15 protein-coding genes are annotated in these 17492 nt (G+C 61.8%); all 15 read right to left on the reverse strand.

The annotated features are described in order from the left end of the window. Positions 1–4 precede the first annotated feature (4 nt). Positions 5–1030: an ABC transporter ATP-binding protein gene (locus OIU37_RS30890; RefSeq protein ID WP_240604398.1), complete on the reverse strand. Its 1026-nt coding sequence runs from the start codon at positions 1028–1030 to the stop codon at positions 5–7. Then, positions 1023–1802 (reverse strand): ABC transporter permease, encoded by a 780-nt coding sequence (locus OIU37_RS30895; RefSeq protein WP_171605635.1) that lies wholly within the window; start codon positions 1800–1802, stop codon positions 1023–1025. Before OIU37_RS30895 ends, OIU37_RS30890 begins: the two co-directional genes overlap by 8 nt. Then, positions 1799–2626: an ABC transporter permease gene (locus OIU37_RS30900; RefSeq protein ID WP_264259702.1), complete on the reverse strand. Its 828-nt coding sequence runs from the start codon at positions 2624–2626 to the stop codon at positions 1799–1801. Before OIU37_RS30900 ends, OIU37_RS30895 begins: the two co-directional genes overlap by 4 nt. Positions 2627–2694: 68 nt before the next feature. After that, a complete protein-coding gene (locus OIU37_RS30905; protein ID WP_240604396.1) occupies positions 2695–3717 on the reverse strand; it encodes an ABC transporter substrate-binding protein in 1023 nt (340 codons plus the stop codon). A 1-nt stretch (position 3718) separates the two neighbouring features. Next, on the reverse strand, positions 3719–4762 hold the full coding sequence (locus OIU37_RS30910; protein ID WP_240604395.1) for a LacI family DNA-binding transcriptional regulator: 1044 nt from the start codon (positions 4760–4762) through the stop codon (positions 3719–3721). Positions 4763–4936: 174 nt separating this feature from the next. Beyond that, on the reverse strand, positions 4937–6370 hold the full coding sequence (locus tag OIU37_RS30915) for an efflux transporter outer membrane subunit (protein WP_182209307.1): 1434 nt from the start codon (positions 6368–6370) through the stop codon (positions 4937–4939). A 148-nt stretch (positions 6371–6518) separates the two neighbouring features. After that, positions 6519–9629: an efflux RND transporter permease subunit gene (locus OIU37_RS30920; protein ID WP_240604394.1), complete on the reverse strand. Its 3111-nt coding sequence runs from the start codon at positions 9627–9629 to the stop codon at positions 6519–6521. A gap of 48 nt (positions 9630–9677) precedes the next feature. Then, the gene (locus tag OIU37_RS30925) at positions 9678–10889 is read right to left on the reverse strand and encodes an efflux RND transporter periplasmic adaptor subunit (protein ID WP_182209309.1); all 1212 of its coding nucleotides are present in this window, start codon (positions 10887–10889) and stop codon (positions 9678–9680) included. Positions 10890–11056: 167 nt separating this feature from the next. Next, positions 11057–11659, reverse strand: a complete 603-nt coding sequence (locus tag OIU37_RS30930; protein ID WP_264259704.1) for a TetR family transcriptional regulator — start codon at positions 11657–11659, stop codon at positions 11057–11059. A 208-nt stretch (positions 11660–11867) separates the two neighbouring features. Continuing rightward, entirely contained in the window at positions 11868–12812 is a 945-nt protein-coding gene (locus OIU37_RS30935) for a phosphoribosylaminoimidazolesuccinocarboxamide synthase (protein WP_264259705.1), read from the reverse strand. Positions 12813–12896: 84 nt separating this feature from the next. Then, complete coding sequence (locus tag OIU37_RS30940) at positions 12897–14639, reverse strand: SLC13 family permease (protein WP_264259706.1); 1743 nt, start codon at positions 14637–14639, stop codon at positions 12897–12899. A gap of 103 nt (positions 14640–14742) precedes the next feature. Continuing rightward, positions 14743–15429 (reverse strand): phosphoribosyltransferase, encoded by a 687-nt coding sequence (locus tag OIU37_RS30945; RefSeq protein WP_264259711.1) that lies wholly within the window; start codon positions 15427–15429, stop codon positions 14743–14745. Between the two features lie 14 nt (positions 15430–15443). Next, complete coding sequence (locus OIU37_RS30950; protein ID WP_180696398.1) at positions 15444–16250, reverse strand: pseudouridine synthase; 807 nt, start codon at positions 16248–16250, stop codon at positions 15444–15446. Positions 16251–16406: 156 nt separating this feature from the next. Then, positions 16407–16613, reverse strand: a complete 207-nt coding sequence (locus OIU37_RS30955; protein ID WP_003542611.1) for a hypothetical protein — start codon at positions 16611–16613, stop codon at positions 16407–16409. A 140-nt stretch (positions 16614–16753) separates the two neighbouring features. Next, positions 16754–17092, reverse strand: a complete 339-nt coding sequence (locus tag OIU37_RS30960) for a hypothetical protein (RefSeq protein WP_180696399.1) — start codon at positions 17090–17092, stop codon at positions 16754–16756. Positions 17093–17492: the final 400 nt, after the last annotated feature.

The raw sequence follows: 17492 nt of genomic DNA on the forward strand, positions 1-17492 counted from the left end.
GATTTCACCCGAACCGTTTGAGGCTTGCTGCGCCGGCAACCGGCAGATCGAAGGCGAGCGGGCTGCCGATCTCGTGCGGCGGCAGGCCCGCATCGATCTCGGCTTTGATCGGGCCGAGCGGAGTGTCGAGCAGGTATTCGCGGGCGTTGCCGGCGAAAGACGTGCCGCGCACGGTGCCCTGGAAAGCACCGGAGCCAAGGGTCACCATGCGCGGACGCCAGGCGAGGCCGGCTGCGGCTTCCGGCGCCGGGCCGGAAAGTCCGACCGGCCCATTCGGCGTCGCAAGCTTTCCATCCTTCAGCGCGAAGACATTCTCGAAGCCGACGAAATCGGCGACGAAGGCTGAGGCCGGATTGTTGTAGATCTCCTCCGGCGTGCCGATCTGTTCGATGCCGCCGTTCAGCATCACGACGATGCGGTCGGCGAGCGCCAGGGCCTCCACCTGGTCGTGGGTGACGAAGATCATGGTGACGCTGGTCTCCTTCTGCACGCGCTGCAATTCGGCGCGCATTTCGAGGCGAAGGCGGGCATCGAGATTGGAGAGCGGCTCGTCGAGCAACAGCACCTTCGGCTCCATCACCATCGAACGGGCGAGCGCCACGCGCTGCTGCTGGCCGCCGGAGAGTTCGGCGGGCTTGCGGCCGGAAAAAGCCGAGAGCCCGACCGATTTCAAGCCGGCGCCGACGCGGGCATCGAGATCCTGGCCTGAAATGCCCTTGAGACGCAAGCCGAAGGCGACGTTCTCATAGACTGTCAGATGCGGGAAGAGGGCATAGGACTGGAAGACGAGGCCAACGGCGCGTTTGTTGGCCGAGACGCGGGTGATATCGGCGCCGTCGAGGCGGATGCGGCCACCGGCGGGCGTCAGCAGGCCGGCGATGGCGCGCATCGTCGTCGTCTTGCCGCAGCCGGAGGGGCCGAGAAGCGCCACCAGCTCACCTTTGCCGATCGCGAGGTCGAGGTCCCTGACCGCGACCGTATCGCCATAGGCAAGGGTCAGCTTGTCGAGTTGAAGATAGGCATCAGACATAGCGCGAGAATCCCAGGAAGCGTTCGGCGAGGAAGACGATGCCGATGGAGAGAAAGGCGAGAAGGGCGGAGAGCGCCGCGATGGAAGGATCGTAGGTGGTTTCCATGTAACCCAGCATGTCGATCGGCAGCGTGCGGACGCCGGGACCGGACAGGAAGAGCGAGACGGGCACCTGATTGAAGCTGGTGACGAAACCGAGGATGAAGGCGGCAAGGATGCCGCCGCGGATATTCGGCATCACCACGCGGAAGAAGGCGCCGAGCCGCGAGGAACCGAGCAGGACGGCGGCCTCCTCGATGTCCGAGCGCAGATTGTCAAGGCTCGCCGAGACGACGCGCACGGCATAGGGCAGCACCAGGGCCGTATGGGCGAAGAACAGCGCGAGCGTGATATTGAAGCCGAAGGGCACGACGAGATAACGCAGCAGCGCCAGACCGACGATGATGCCGGGCACGATGATCGGCAGCGAGACGATGGTGCGGACGGTCTCGGCCGCGGGCAGCTTGTAGCGGGAGAGGGCGTAGGCGGCCGGGATGCCGAGGAGGAGGGCTGCGAGCGTTCCGAAGACGGCGAGGAACATCGACATGGCGAAGCTGTCGCGGAAGCTCTCGATGGTGAACACCTTCATCACCCAACGCGGCGACAGGCCCTGCGGCGGGAAGGCCAGCGTATCGCCTGATGATAGCGAAGCGGCGATGATGATCAGGAACGGGCCGATCAGGAAGACCAGCAGCAGGAAAAGCACGAGAGGCGAAAACAGACGCAGCGTCATCGGCGGTTCCTCGCCGTCGCAAGGCGTTTCAGCAGAATGTTGGCGGCAAAGCTCATGACGATCAGGATGAAGGCGATGACGCTTGCCGAAACGAAATTATTGGCGACGGAAACCTGCTGGTACATCAGCGTTTCCAGCATCAGCACCTTGGAGCCGCCAAGCACGGCGGGGGTGATATAGGCGGTCAGCGATCCGGTGAAGACAAGCGTGCCGCCGACGACGAGGCCTTCCCTGGTGAGCGGCAGGATGACTTTCCAGAAGACCTGGAACCAGTTGGCGCCGAGCACGCGGGCAGCCGGAATCGCATCCTTCGGCATGTTTTCGAGCGCGCTGATCAGCGATAGGATCATCAGCGGCAGGAAGAGCTGCAGGAGGCCGATGAAGACCGCGGTCTCGGTGAACAGCAGCCGCAGCGGCTCGGCGCTGAGACCCAGGCCTGTTATCGCCTGGTTGACAATGCCGGTGCGGCCGAGAATGACGATCCAGGCATAGGTGCGCGCCACCGGGGAGATCATCAGCGGCAGGGTCACGATGCCGATCATCCGGCCCTTGCCTTTCGCCGGCAGGTTGACGATGGCAAAGGCTGCGGCATAACCGATGATCGCGGAAACGGCGGTGACTTCGAACCCGAGCCGGAACGTGCGCAGGAAAACGGTGCGGTTCAACGTCCCTGAGAAGAAATCGGTATAGGCCGACAGGCTCCAGCTGCTGCCGGCGCGGAAGCCCTCCGACAAGAGGATCGCAACGGGCAACAGAAAGACCACGGTGGCAAAGATGGCTGCCGGCAAGGCGAGTGCCAGGGCTTCTGCGCGGTTCTGGAACATGAGGCGCCTTTCGAGCGGACAAGAGGAAGGCCCCGGCAGAGGCGCCGGGGCCAGTTTTCACGCGGGCCTTACTGGCCGACCTTCTCGTTCCACGTCTTCAGCCAGCCGGCGCGATTGTCGAGGGCAACGGCTGAGGGGATCAGCTTGAGGCTCTTGGCCGTTTCCTCGCCATAGGTGAGGTTGTTGACGGCGGCTTCGGAAAGCTTGACCTCGCTGTTTGCCGGACTGTCGATCAGCTTTTCGGCGAGTTTGGTCTGGATGTCGGTCGAGAGCCAGAAGTCCATGAACTGCAAAGCGAGATCCTGGTTCTTCGAGCCCTTGGTCAGAACCAGCACGTTCATACCGCCGGTCTGCCCCTCCTTCGGCGTTGCCCAGGCGACCGGGACGTCGAGTTTGGTGAAGCCGGCCCAGGAGAAACGGCCGATCGGCGCTGCCCAGATCTCTTCCTGTTGCATCAGTTGCACCAGCTGCGAGGACTTTTCGTAGAAGGTGACGATGTCGTCCTTCTTCTCGCCCAGCGCTTCGATCGGTCCCTTCAGATCCGGCGTGTCCTTGCCGAGCGCCAAGCCGAGCATATAGAGCGCCGGCGGGCCTTGGTTGGTGGTCACGTTCGGAAAGGCAACGTGGCCGACATATTCCGGCTTCAAGAGATCGGCCCAGGAGTCGATCTTCATCTTGTCGGAGCGATAGGCAATCGAAGTGGCGTAGAAGGTGTAACCGACGCTCATGCCGTCGCCGTTCGGATCCTTGGCGACCTCGTAGAGCTTGGCGAAATCGGCGAGCTTCGCGGTATCGATCTTGTCGATCAGGTCGGCGCGGGACGCGGCCAGCGCATCGGCCATGGAAACGGCGGCGAGATCGACGACGGGGTTGGCCTTGTTCGCCTCCATCTTGGCCAGACGCTCGACGCTGTTGCCGGTCTCTACCACGAGCTTGCAGCCGCATTGGGCTTCGAACGGATCGTAGACCAGCGTCTTGAAATCGTCCTGTGCAAAGGCATAGACGGAAATCGTCAGCGTCCGTTCTGCTGCGGCTGCGGCGAGCGGGAAAAGGGCGGCGAATGCTGCCGAGGCAATGAGAGCTCTTTTCATCTTACATGTTCTCCATCTCTGAGGTTTTTGGTGCCGGGTTCGTAGGCCCGGACGATTGGCGGACGATCAGTTGCATGGCGACGCGTTCGATCTCCGCGGTAACGAGCATGCCCTCCCGGGTGCGGCTTTTTCTTATGGTATCGGCCAGCGCCGATACCGCGATGCCGGCAATCCTATCCATGTCCATCCGGACCGTCGTCAGCGACGGCGTGACAACAGGCGACCAGATGAGGTCATCGAAGCCGGTGACGCTGACGTCAGTGGGAATGTTGATACCCGCCTGCTGCAACTCCGTCAGCGCGCGCAGCGCCTGCAGGTCGGAGAGGGCTGCGAAGGCGGTGAAACCCTGCCTGACTTTTTCGGCGAGGCCGAGCGGGCAGCCGCTGCCGTTCTCCTGCTCCAGCCTGTCGATCCACAGCGTTTCCGAATGCATGCCCGGGCGCATGCCGGAGCGGATGCCGCCGGCGCGGTCGTTCTGGACGTTGGATTCCCGATTGTTGCCGATGATGAGGATACGGCGATGGCCAAGGCTCGCGAGATGGCCGGCGATTTCGCGGCCGCCCTGCGAATGGTCGGCGGCGACGGTGTTTCCGGACGTCGAGGGAGTGTCGATGACGGCGACCGGACAGGCGGCAGACGAAATGCGGGTGGCGCGGCGGGGAATGATGACCATGCCGTCGACGCCGCGCTCGACCAGCCGGTTGATCGCCTCGGTCTGGGCGGCGGCATCACCGCGGGAATCGGCGATCAGCACGCCGTAACCTGCGGCGGAGGCAGCGAATTCGATCGCCTGCGCGATCTTCGGGAACAGCGGATTGGCGATATCGGGCAGCACCAGGCCGAGGACGCCACTGCGGCCGGTCCGCAGCGCCCGCCCTGCCTGGCTCGGGACGTAACCGAGCTCGGCTGCATGCTCACGGATCCTTTCGACCAGTTGGCCGGAAACCCGGCCCTTGCCGGAAAGCGCATTGGAGACCGTGGCGACGGAGACGCCGAGCGACGTCGCTATCCTGCTGAGGTTCGGTCCCGGGCGCGAAGTTGCCATGATCGACGATCACTCTGATTAATCGTTTAATCAGAGTGATAGCTCAGCTTTTCCCGCCTGTCGAATCCGAATTCATCTTATGCGCAATTATTCGGTTACGGCACGCTGCGGATAAGAAAAAGCCCCGCGAGACGATCGCGAGGCTTTGTACTTTCAGATCGATTGAAGCAGCTGTCAGCCCTTGACAGCCACAACCTTTACCGCCGGTGCGGTGGTCTTGCCGCCGGGGGCGAAGCCGCCGCCGACTGCGATGTTCAGCGACACGTAGTCCTTGGCCATCTGCTGGACGGCTGCGGCAAGGCTTGCCTGGGCAAGCGAAACCTGGCGCTGGGCGTCGAGAACGTCAAGCAGCGAAGAGGCGCCGTCCTTGTAGGATGCTGTGGAAAGCTCGAGCGTTTCCTGCGTGGTCTTCACTTGGGCCTGAAGTGCTGCGACCGTGCGGGCGTCACGCCGGACGGCGGCAAGCGCATTTTCGACCTGTTCGACGGCGGACAGCACCGTCGACTTCCAGTTGAGATAGGCGGTGGCAGCGTTGGACTCTGCCGACTTGACGTTGGCGCGAAGACGGCCACCATCGAAGATCGGCAGGTTGAGGCTCGGACCGAAGGACCAGCCGGTCAGGCCGCCATGGACGCCGCGCTGGTTGATGTAGGACGGCGAGATCGAGCCGCTGAGCGAGATGCTCGGATAAAGCTGCGCCTGAGCAACACCGATATTGGCGGTTGCGGCGGCGAGATCACGCTCCGCTACGCGGATGTCGGGACGGTTGCGGATCAAATCTGCCGGAATGCCGGAGTTGATGCCGCCGCGGAATACCGGCTGGCCACGGCCCTTCAGCAATTCATCGACGAGAGCCGAGGCCGGCAGGCCGAGCAGCGTGGCGATGTGATGGGCCGATATGCGGATGTTGGTTTCGAGGCCGGGAATTTCAGCGAGCGTCGACTGGACGAGGCCTTCGGCCTGAACGACGTCGAGACGCGAGGCGGCGCCGGCTTCGAGCTGGAACTTGGTCAGCTCGAAGGTTTCCCGGCGAGACTTCAGGTTGGCGTTCGAAAGCGCCAGGCGCTGCTGATAATAGCGAACGTCGATATAGCTCGAGACGAGATCCTGCACGAGGGTCAGCTTGGCGACATCAGCGGATGCGTAGGCGGAATCGAGCGAAGCGAGCGCGCTCTCGGTGCTGCGCTTGTAGAGGCCGAAGAGATCGAGCAGCCAGCTCAGTTGGACGTCGCCGGCGCTGGTGTTGCGCGTGTCGAACTGCGTGCGCAATTCGCCCTTCTGGCCGCTGACGGTGTGCGAGGCGCCGACGTTCAGGTTCGGAAGGCCGCCCGCACCGGCGGTGGTGACGTTGGCGGAGGCCGCATTGATGCGTTCGATCGCCTGTTGGACGGTCAGATTCTGATCGAGGCCGGCCTGGACATAGCCATTCAGTTTGGGGTCGTTGAAGGCGGTCCACCAGGATGCGGTAGCAACGTCGCCTACACTCTTGGTTCCACCCTCTCCGAATTTGGCGGGCAGCGGCATTTCAGGAGGAGCATGATCCGGGCCCACAACGCAGCCCGACAACAATAACAATAATGCCGGTGTGGCAAAACGAAGAGATACCATTCATTTCATCCTGTACTCGAGCAAGTCAATTCTTGTCCGACGCTTCATGCTTCACTATCGCCGCCGCGCCTCGTCATACCAAAAAAACACACCGAAGCAGTCGGGCGCAATGTAGCAACGGGAACTGCATTATCACAGTGCATTTATATCACAGTCCTGCCGCATTTTTGGCGCGTGTGGCAAAGATGCGTCGAATGACGACGAAAAACGACGGAACGAAGAAAATTCCGAGCAGCGTTGCCGCCAGCATGCCGCCGAGAACGCCGATACCGATGGCATTCTGCGCCGCCGAGCCCGCGCCTGTCGCGATCGCCAGCGGCACGACGCCGAGAATGAAAGCAAGCGAGGTCATGATGATCGGTCGCAGCCGCAATCTCGCCGCTTCCAATGTCGCCTCGTAGAGTCCCATGCCGCTTTCCATGCGGTCCTTGGCGAATTCGACAATCAGAATGGCGTTCTTCGCCGCCAGCCCGATGGTTGTGAGCAAGCCGACCTTGAAATAGACGTCGTTTGACTGGCCGAAGACGGTTGCCGCTGTCAGCGCCCCGAGGATGCCGACCGGCACCGCCATGATTACCGAGAAGGGGATCGACCAGCTTTCGTAAAGCGCTGCCAAGCAGAGGAAGACGACCAGCACCGAGATCGCGTAGAGCATCGGCGCCTGCGAACCGGAGAGCCGCTCCTGATAGGAGATGCCCTGCCAGGCGACCGTATAACCGCCGCCGAGCTCATTGGTCAGTGCTTCCATTTCGTTCATCGCATCGCCGGAGGAAACTCCGGGTGCGGAAGCGCCGTCGAGCGGAATGGCGCTGACGGCGTTGAAGCGGGCAAGCGAGGGCGCGCCCTTTACCCACTCCGTGCGGGTAAAGGCGGAGAAGGGGACCATTTCGCCGTCATTGTTGCGGGCGTACCAATGGTTGAGATCGCTCGGCTGCATGCGGAAGGGCGCATCGCCCTCGACGTAAACCGGCTTGATCTCGCCGTTCAGCGTGAAGTCGTTGACGTCGCGGCCGGTGAAGATGATCGACAGCATCGAATTGACCGAGGCGATGTCGACGCCCATGGCGCCGATCTTCTCCTGATCGAGCACGATGCGCATCTGCGGCTCGACTTCCTTGTTGCTGCTGCGCAGCGCCACGATCTTGCCCGAGCCATTGCCCATCTGGATCAGCCGCTTGGAGGCGGCCGTCAGGGCGTCGTTGCCGTGGCCGCCGGTGTCGACGAGATACATGGAGAAGCCGCTCGACACGCCGAGACCCTGGATCGCCGGCGGCAGGAGCGCGAAGACCTGCGCCTCGCGGATCGCAAAGAAATTGCCAAGCGCACGGTTGACGACCGACTGGGCGCTCAGCGTCGGATCGGTGCGCAGCGAGAAATCCTTGAGCTTGGTGAAGACAATGGCGCTGTTCTGGCCGGAACCGCTGAAGCCGAAGCCGAGCGCGCCGAACACGGATTCGACGGCGTCCTTCTCGTTTTCACGATAGTATTTCTCGACCTTTTCGACGACTGCCTGGGTCTGCTGCGTGGTCGAGCCCGGCGGTGTGGTGACGATGGTCAGCAGCACCCCCTGGTCTTCCTGCGGCAGGAAGGAGCTCGGCAGGCGGGTGAAGAGATAGGCGCAGCCGGCGCCGACCAGAAGGAAGACCAGCATGACGCGGATCGGCCGCTTCAACAGATAGCCGATGGCGCTGATGTAGCCGTTGGTCGAGCGCGTGAAGTTGCGGTTGAACCAGTCGCCGACGCGGTGCTTGCTATGTTCGCCGATCGGCTTCAGCATCGTGGCGCAAAGTGCGGGCGTCAGCACGAGGGCGACGAGCGCCGACAGCAGCATGGCCGAGACGATGGTGATCGAGAACTGCCGATAGATGATGCCGGTCGAACCACCGAAGAAGGCCATCGGAATGAAGACGGCGGTGAGGACGAGTGCGATGCCGACGATGGCGCCGGTGATCTCGCCCATCGATTTTTCCGTCGCTTCGAGCGGTGAAAGCTTTTCTTCGGACATGATGCGTTCGACGTTTTCGACGACGACGATGGCGTCATCGACGAGAAGGCCGATCGCCAGCACCATGGCGAACATGGTCAAGGTATTGATCGAATAGCCGGTGACCGCGAGCACTCCGAAGGTGCCGAGCAGCACCACGGGAACGGCAATCGTCGGGATCAGCGTCGCACGGAGATTCTGCAGGAAGACGAGCAGCACCACGAAGACGAGCACGATCGCCTCGATCAGCGTGTGCACGACCTTCTCGATCGACAGTTCCACGAAGGGCGTGGTGTCGTAGGGATAGGTGATCTCGACACCTGCCGGCAGGCCGCGGCCGATAACCTCGAGCGCGGAGCGCACGCGGGCGGCGGTATCGATGGCGTTGGCGCCGATTGCAAGGTTGACGGCAAAACCGGTCGACGGCTGGCCGTTATATCGCGAACCGCCGCCGTAGCTTTCCTGGCCGATCTCGATGCGCGAGACGTCGCTCAGGCGCACCGTCGCGCCGTCCTTTTCGACCTTCAGGATGATGTGCTCGAAATCGGCGACGGTGGTCAGCTGACTTTGGGCAGTGATGGTGACGTTGATCTGCTGGCCGGGAATGGCCGGCTGGGCACCGAGCGAACCGACGGAGACCTGGGTGTTCTGCGCCTGGATGGCTGACGTCACGTCGCTCGGCGTCAACTGGTATTTCAAGAGCTTGAACGGATCGAGCCAGACGCGCATGGCGTAACCCGAACCGAAGACGTTGATGCTGCCGACGCCTTCCAGGCGCTGGATCTGATCCTCGATCGAGGTCGACATGATATTGCCGAGGTCGACAGAGTTGCGTTTGCCGTCGGTCGAAACGAGCGAGCCGACGAGAAGGATGCTCGAGGTCGAGCGGGTGACGCTGATGCCGGCATCGATGACGTCGCTTGGAAGCTGCGATTGAACCAGCTGCAGCTTGTTCTGCACCTGCACCTGGGCGATATCGGGGTCGGCGCTCGTCCCGAAGGTGAGCTGGATGCTGGCCGAACCCGTCGCTGAGGTCGAGGTCATGTAGGTGAGGTCGTCGAGGCCGGTCATGCCATCCTCGATGATCGTCGTCACCGATTTCTCGACAGTCTCGGCGCTGGCACCGCGATAGGTGGCGTTGATGCGAACCGTCGTCGGGGCGATGTCGGGATATTGCGAGATCGACAGCGTGAAGATCGCCAGCAGGCCGGCGAGCATGATTGTGATCGCAATGACCCAAGCGAAAATCGGACGTCGGATGAAAAACTTGGCCATCGGTTGTTCCTGTGCGGCTGAGACGGTGACGATGCGGGCCTGCGGCGATTACTTCGCTGCGGGTTTCTCAGCATCACCGGCCGCGGGCTGCTCGGCAGGCACGACCACGCCGGTGTCGTTGATCTTCATCGGGACCGGCTTCACCGGCATGCCTGAGGTGATCGATTGCAGGCCGGTGACGATCAGCTGATCGCCGTCCTTGATGCCTTCGGTCACGAGCCAGGAATTGTTGGAGGGCGAGCTGTTCTCGAAGGCGCGGGTTTCTACCTTGCCGTCGGCGGAAATGAACTGTGCCGTCAGCCGGCCGTTGGCGTCACGGCTCGTCGCCAGCTGCGGCAGCGCATAACCGGCCTCGGCGCCGAGCTCGACGGTTGCGCGGACATACATGCCGGGCAGTACGATACGGTCGGGATTGGGAAAGAGCACACGGATGATGAAGGTGCCGGTCGTCTCGCTGACTACCTGCTTCGACATGTCGAGCTTGCCCTGCTGGTTGTATTCCTTGCCGTTTTCCAGGATCAGGTGGAAGACGACATTGGCTTCGCCCTTGATGTCGCCGGCGGCCATCGCATCGCGCAGCTTCAAGAGGTTGGTGCTCGATTCCGTCAGCGAGATGTAGATCGGATCGAGCTGGCGGATCGTCGTCAGCGCCGTCGTCTGGTTGGCAGAGACGACGTTGCCGACATTAACGGCCGTCTGGTCGATGATGCCATCGAAAGGCGCGACGATCCTGGTATGGTCGAGATCGATCTGTGCGGCGGAAAGCGCGGCTTTCGCCGACTCGACTTCGGCCTTGGCCTGCAGCAGCGTCGTCTTGGCCGTCTCGAATTCGATCTGGGTGGCGCCACTGCCGACGAGGCGCTGGTAGCGGTCGAGATTGCTTTCAGCGCTCGGCACGCTCGCCTGCGCCTTGGAGATCGCCGCCTTGGCCTGCTCGACGGCGGCGACATAAGGTGCATCCTCGATCTGGTAGAGAAGGTCGCCCTTCTTGATCTCGCCGCCGTCCTTAAAGGCAATCTCGCGGATCAGGCCGCTGACCTGAGGCCGGATATCGGCTGTCTGAAATGTCTCGGCGCGGCCGGGCAGGATCGTGGTGATCGGGAAGGTACCCTTCGCCAGCGTGACTACGCCGACGGGGGCAGCCTGCTGCGCCGCCCCTGCACCCGCATTGCCGGCGGGCTTGGAGCCACTGTCGCTGCAGGCGGCGAGAAGGGCTGCGAATGCCAGTGCCGAGGAGATGAGGAGGGCACGCCGTATCATGCTGAATTCCTGTGCGGTGGCAATCGCCGTTCAATCCACGAGCTCGGGCCTGCAGGCTCGGCTTGATCGAGCGCAGGTATATAAGCGTCAGGATTGGGTTGGCTTCAAATGCCGTTATCCGAATTTAAGAAAAGCTTTACGAAGTGACGTAATTCAGCAATCATCACTTAGCAAGCGCTATTTTGCAGTGCGGCATCGACGAAACACACGATTTTTTCGGCACGGTGCACAAGGGTCTCCTTGTCGTCGCGAGCGATCAGGACGGGGTGCAGCACGCAGGCCAGGAGGTCTGCAACGGTATGCGCCGCGCTCTCGGGATCGCGGCAATGATAACGTCCCTCCGCCATGCCCTCGCGGATGATCTCGCCGAGCTTCGCCTCGATGCGGGCGCGATAACGATTGCCGGCCTCGAGTTTGGCTTCGATCGTCGAAAGCACCATTTCGAAGATGTAAGGGTTCTTCTGGATGTCCTGCAGGTGGCTTTCCAGCAGACGTAGGATGAAGCGGAGCAATTGTTCCTTTGGCGGCAGCTTCTCGTCGAAGGCGGCGAAGCGCTCGGCGGCATCATCGAGATGGCGTCCGGCGATCGCATCGACCAGCGCGACCTTGGAACGGAAATGCTTGAAGACATTGGCGGGCGACATGTGCAGCGCGCCGGCGATATCGGCGATCGATACCGCGACGAAGCCACGCTCGCGAAACAGCATCTCCGCGATGGAGAGAATGTCTTCCCGCGTTTCCTCGGCCTTGCGTCTTGGCCTTCTTACCATCTGTTCCCCGCCGGGCTGAGCCCGATACCCCTATTTTTCGATGCTAGCGCATAACTCCGAAAATCGGAATCGATTTTCGGAAAGGATTATGCGCCAATTCAAAGTGATAGCGCGTTCTTAGCCCGTCCTCTTGGACGCGCGCCTCCAGCGCGATTGGGCGAAATGCCGCAAGCCGATGAACGGCCCGGCGGCTTCGCGTGCCGCCATTTCAAGGGAAATAGCTGGCGAGGTTGTTTCGGACGCGGGCAAGCGGCGTCTCGCCGCTGTCATCGGGGACAAAGCGCTCGCCGGTGATCGCCTCGTAGGCTTTGATGTAGACGGCCGAGGTCTGCTCGATCAGTTCGGCGGGGATTTCCGGGATCTCGTCCTTATAGGGGTCGCAGCGCTCCGCCACCCAGGCGCGGACGAAATCCTTGTCGAAACTTTCCGGACGTTTTCCGGCGGCAAAGCTTGCCGGATAACTTTCGGTCAGCCAGTAGCGGCTGCTGTCCGGCGTGTGGATCTCGTCGGCGAGGATAATGTTGCCGTCACCATCGGTACCGAACTCGTATTTGGTATCGACCAGGATTAGGCCGTTTTTCGCCGCCATCTCCTGGCCGCGGGCAAAGATGGCGAGCGCATATGTCGACAGCGTCTGCCATTGTTCATTCGTGAGAAGGCCGCGTGTGACGATTTCGGCGGGTGTCAGCGGCTCATCGTGGCCGCCGTCGAATTCCTTGCTGGTCGGCGTGATGACGGGTTCTGGCAGGATCTGGTTGTCGCGCATGCCATCGGGCAGACGCATGCCATACATCTCGCGTTCGCCCTTTTTATAAAGCGTCAGGATCGAGGTGCCGGTGGTGCCGGCGAGATAACCGCGCACGACGATCTCGACCGGCAGGATGTCGAGCCGCTTGCCGATAACGACATTCGGATCGGGATAGTCGAGAATGTGGTTCGGGCAGATGTCCTTCGTCGCCTCGAACCAGTAGCGCGCCGTCTGCGTCAATACTTCACCCTTATAGGGGATGCAGGTGAGGATGCGGTCGAAAGCGCTCAGCCGGTCGGTGCTGATAATGATGCGGCGTCCGTCCGGAAGATCGTAATTCTCACGCACCTTGCCGCGATAATAGTTCGGCAATTCCGGGAAATGGGCTTCGGAGAGAATTCGCACGGCGCTCGACTGTCCTTAATTATTGGGTGAAGACTTCCTGCTCTAGTTTCATTGCTGGGGAAGTCAAGCCGACCGGGTATCGCATCACAGCCAGAACAGACCGGTAAGAAGCAGGGCGAGGCCGTAACTTGCGACGGCAAGCGGCCAGCCGGCGCGCAGGAAATCGCTGAAGCGGTAGCCGCCGATGCCCATTGCCAGCGTGTTGTTGTGATGGCCGAAGGGCGTCAGGAAATCCAAGGAGGCGCCGGCGGCCACCGCGATCAGATAGGCGTCCGGCGCATGCCTGCCGGCTCTTGCGAATTCCAGTGCGATCGGGGTCAGGACGATTGCGACCGTCGCATTGTTGACAAAAGGCGTCAATGCCATGGCGAGGAAGAGGATGAGGGCGATGCCGAAGAGCGGATGGGTGATCGGCACGACGAGGCTGAGCCAGCCGGCAATGGTTTCGGCCGCTCCGGTGCTCGCCACCGCTTGGCCAATCGGGATCATCGCCGCCAGCATGATGATGATCGGCCAGTTGAGATCGGCCATCGCCTGACGGATGTTGAGGTGATTGAGCAGAGCGAGCACGAGCACGACGCCGGCAAAAGCGACGTCGGGACGCAGGCCGGCCGCCGAGGCGGCGACGCCGCAGGCAAAGAGCGCGAAGGGCCGCCAGGATAGGAGCGCCGGTTCGCTCGGTGCTGTCGAGGCGAGCGGCAGGCACTCGCTTTCCTCCAACGCTTCGCCGATTGCAATGCGCGGCCCCTCCAGCGTCAATATATCGCCGATCGACAGTTGCAGGTCTAGGAAGCGGCCTTCGATGCGTGGCGCGCGCATGGAAAGGGCGGTGACCGCGATGCCGCGATGGTGGAAGACTTCGAGCGAACGGACGCGCGAACCGACCAACGTGCTCTCCGGCATGACGACGGCTTCGACACGGGTGAAATCCGGCTGCAGGCCATGCGGATGGGCATCGGCGATCAGCGCCTGCGTGGCGGCAAGGCCGGCAAAGACCGCATCGGCGCCTTCGGCAAGCAGCACATCGCCGGGTTCGATCACCGACTGGTCGAGCGGACCGAAGACGAAATTGTCGCCGCGGATCAGCGCGTGGGGCTTGATGCCGAAACGCACCGGGCAATCGGAAAGCCGCACGCCGATCAGCGGCGAGACATCAGGGATGCGACGCTCGACGACGATGCGGCGCGCGGTCGGGGAGATGGTTGCAGGTGTTTCGTCGGGTTCCTGAAACAGGCGCTGCACGCGAAAGGCGATGAGCAGAATGCCGGCAATGGCGACCGGCAGGCCGACATAGGCGAAATCGAAGAAGCGAAAGCCGGTTCCGGTCGTCTTGGCGAGCGCATCGCTGACGAGCAGGTTGGCCGGCGTGCCGATCAGCGAAACGAGGCCGCCGAGCAGGGCCGCGAACGAGACCGGCATGACGAGCTGGCGGCGGGGGATCGTCAGGACCGTGCCGAGGCGTAGCGCGACCGGCAAGGTGATCGCAAAGGCGCCGATATTGTTCATGAAGATGGACATGAAGCCGGCAAGCGAGGAAGTGCCGGCGATGACCTTGAAGCCTGAAGGTCTTGCGGCCGCAAAACGGGCGGCGAGACTGTCGAACAGCTTGGCGCGCGCCAGCACTTGGACGATCAGCAAGATCTCGACGACGGTGATGACGACGGGACTGGCAAAGCCCGTGAAGATCTGATCGGAGGGATAAAGGCCGAGCGCATAACCGCCGAGCAAGCCGGCGATCGAGACCACCTCGATGCGGATGCGATGGAGCGAGAAGAGAATGAGCATCGCCAGCACAAGGATCAGCAGGGATGCTTGCTCGAACGACATGGGCGGGTCCATTGTTTCATCGATCAGGCCGGACTGTAGTCGTTCCTCATGCGCTGTACAGAGGCGCCTTCAGGCAAAGATTTAACAATCCTCATATCTCGCGTCAGGCTGGTGGTGTCTGCCACCGGCCCGTGGCGTTCCGCTCCAGAATGGGGGTTGCGAAGACGCCAACGGCGCGCGCGCTCCATTGCGGCCCGGCGGCTGCGAGGCTTTCGCGCCAGCGCTCCGATTGCAGCATGGCTGCACCGATGATGACGGGTTCGATACCGCAGGCCATCAGCAGATGGAGGCCGGCAACGATCGAGGCGCCGCTGGAAATGACGTCATCGATGAGGGCTACACGTCGTCCCTGAAGCAGCGGCAGCATGCGCGGATCGATATAGAGACGTTTCTGCTGTGTCGGGGTGGTGATCGATGACAGGGCGACGGAGAGCTCGTCGCGATACCAGAATTTACGCGAGGTGCCGAGCGGAACGTAGCGGCTATGGCCGAGCTTCTGCGCCACGGCGGCGGCCAGCGTCAGGCCGAGCGTCGGCAGGCCGGCGACGACATCGATGCGCAGGGGTCTGATCTTTTCGGCAAGGCTTTCGGCGAGCGCATCGAGCACGGCAAAGCTCGCCTGGTTGACGATCAGCGAGGCGAGGGCGTGGTCGCCATCCGCCAGCTCACGTATGGGCAGGCGAAGCTGGCGGCCGTCTTCGAGCGTGGCGACATAGAAGGAGGTGAATTCCCCATCACCGGCAAAGGTGCCGGGCGGGTGAAGCTCCTGCCAGAAATCGTGCGGCGCCATCTCCGTCACAGCAGTCAATTGCGTCTCGTCCTCTCCATGCCGGTTTTCCGGCGTAGTGCCTGCAATTCGGGTTCGGTCAGTGCACGCACGGCGCCTTTCGGCAGTTCGCCAAGTTCGAGCCCGCCGATTGCAACGCGCACGAGGCGCAGGCATTCGGCTCCGAGCGCCTCCAGCATGCGGCGGATCTGGCGGTTGCGGCCCTCGTCGAGCTCGACCTCGATCCATGAATTCCTGTCGCCCTGGCGCAGGCGCCGCGCGGCGGTTGCCGTCAGCAGCTCGCCATCGTGGCGGAGGCCCGATGTCATGGCGGCAATGTCCTCGTCGTCCATGATGCGGTCGATCTGGACATGATAGGTCTTCGTCACATGCGTGACCGGATCGAGTAGGATCTGGGCGAATTCGGTGTCGTTGGTGAAAAGCAGCAAGCCCTCGCTCGCCTTGTCAAGCCGACCGACCGGAGAGAGATGCGGGATGTCGAAATCCCTGAGGCAATCATAGACCGTCGGCCTGCCTTCTGGATCGTGGCGGGTGGTGACGAGTCCGCGGGGCTTGTTGAGCATCAGATAGATTTTCACTTCGGCAGCGATGACAAGGCCGTCGATGCTGATGCTTGCCGTGGCAAGATCAACCCATGCGGAGGTATCGCTGACGGTTCGGCCGTCAACCGCAACACGATTTTCGGCGATCAGGCGTTCGGCCTGCGTGCGGGAGCAATAACCGAGCTTGGAAAGGGCACGGGGAAGGGTGACCCGCTTGGCCGCGGCGTTATCGGTGGGCTTTGTCCGTTCACGCGTCTTGTGCGGTGGGCGCCGCTCCCTCATCTGCCATCCTTATCCTGCTTTTGATGCCGTTTTCTTGGCATGAACGACAGAAGGATGCCAGCAGCGTGAATAAAAAACGATGGGAATAACAGGCGTTGCAAAAAGGCTCAGCGCTTTGGATAAAGCGCCGTCGCGGCTTTGTAGGGTGGCGCTGTCTCAGCGGCAGGCCATGAAGCCGGCCAGTTCCTTACGGCTGACGACGATGCCGGCGGCGGCCTTGACCGGGTCCGGATGGGTGTAGGACAGACTAGGCATTTCCGGCAGATCGAGTGCCTGGCGCATATTCATGATGCCGACCGCATAGCGGCCATTGGCGCTGTCGACACTGACTTCGATAATGCAGTTGGCCCTCTTGTTTTCCATGGTAGTCCTCCCTTCGTTTTTTATGTTCCCATAGCTGGCATTAAAAATTGGTTTTTCTAAGACATAAGCATTTACGCACCCTGCCGAAAAACGGATCGGCGGGTGCGCAAAAAGCTGGTTTATGAGTGGCTACGGCGTGTTCAGCGCCACCAATGGCGAGGCTGCGGCTGCGGGTTGCCGGAAAGCAGGTATCCGGCAAGGAAGCCAATGGCGCCTGCAAGCACCAGAGCCGTGGTCGTTGCGGTCGGATGTTCGCGGGCGGCGTCGGCAGCAGCCACACCTTCAGCTCGGATTTGAGCCACGGCGTTTTTGGCCCGGGGCAGAGCTTCGTCATAAACCTTGCCGGCGCGGCCGCGCACTTCGTAATAGGCTTCGGCGCCCTGAGCGGAAATCATCTTCTGCAGGCGAGAAACTTCCTGCTGGAGTGCGGCGATGTCCTTGCTGACAGATGCTCTGATATCATCGGTATTGGCAGCCATGTCGGTCTCCTTCCTTCAATGGGAAAGACAACACCCAACTCGGTGATAGGTTCCGAAATCTCAGTCGCTGATTTGTGACGGAAATTTAAAGCTCGCCCGGCGGAGGCGCTTTCATCCTCCGTTAACCATAAATTCGCGCAAGATCCTGTTTTTTCGCTATCTTTCGGTAGTTGAGAATGGCGTCCCGATGGATTTTTGACCAGCCGGTAAAGGAATTTTCGCGAATCCGTCCCGAAAGGGCGCCCTGTGGATAATATCGACCGACAAAAATGCCAGGCGAATCAACCTGTTACAAAAATGTCAAAAAACTTTTGTTTGGTGTGTTGACTGTCTACAGGGGTTAGTTCTATAAGCCCCCTCACTGAACGAGGGCGGCGGCGCTGCTGGCGACGAAGTCTTT

This window comes from Rhizobium sp. BT-226 (assembly GCF_025847085.2).
GTDB lineage: Bacteria > Pseudomonadota > Alphaproteobacteria > Rhizobiales > Rhizobiaceae > Rhizobium > Rhizobium sophorae.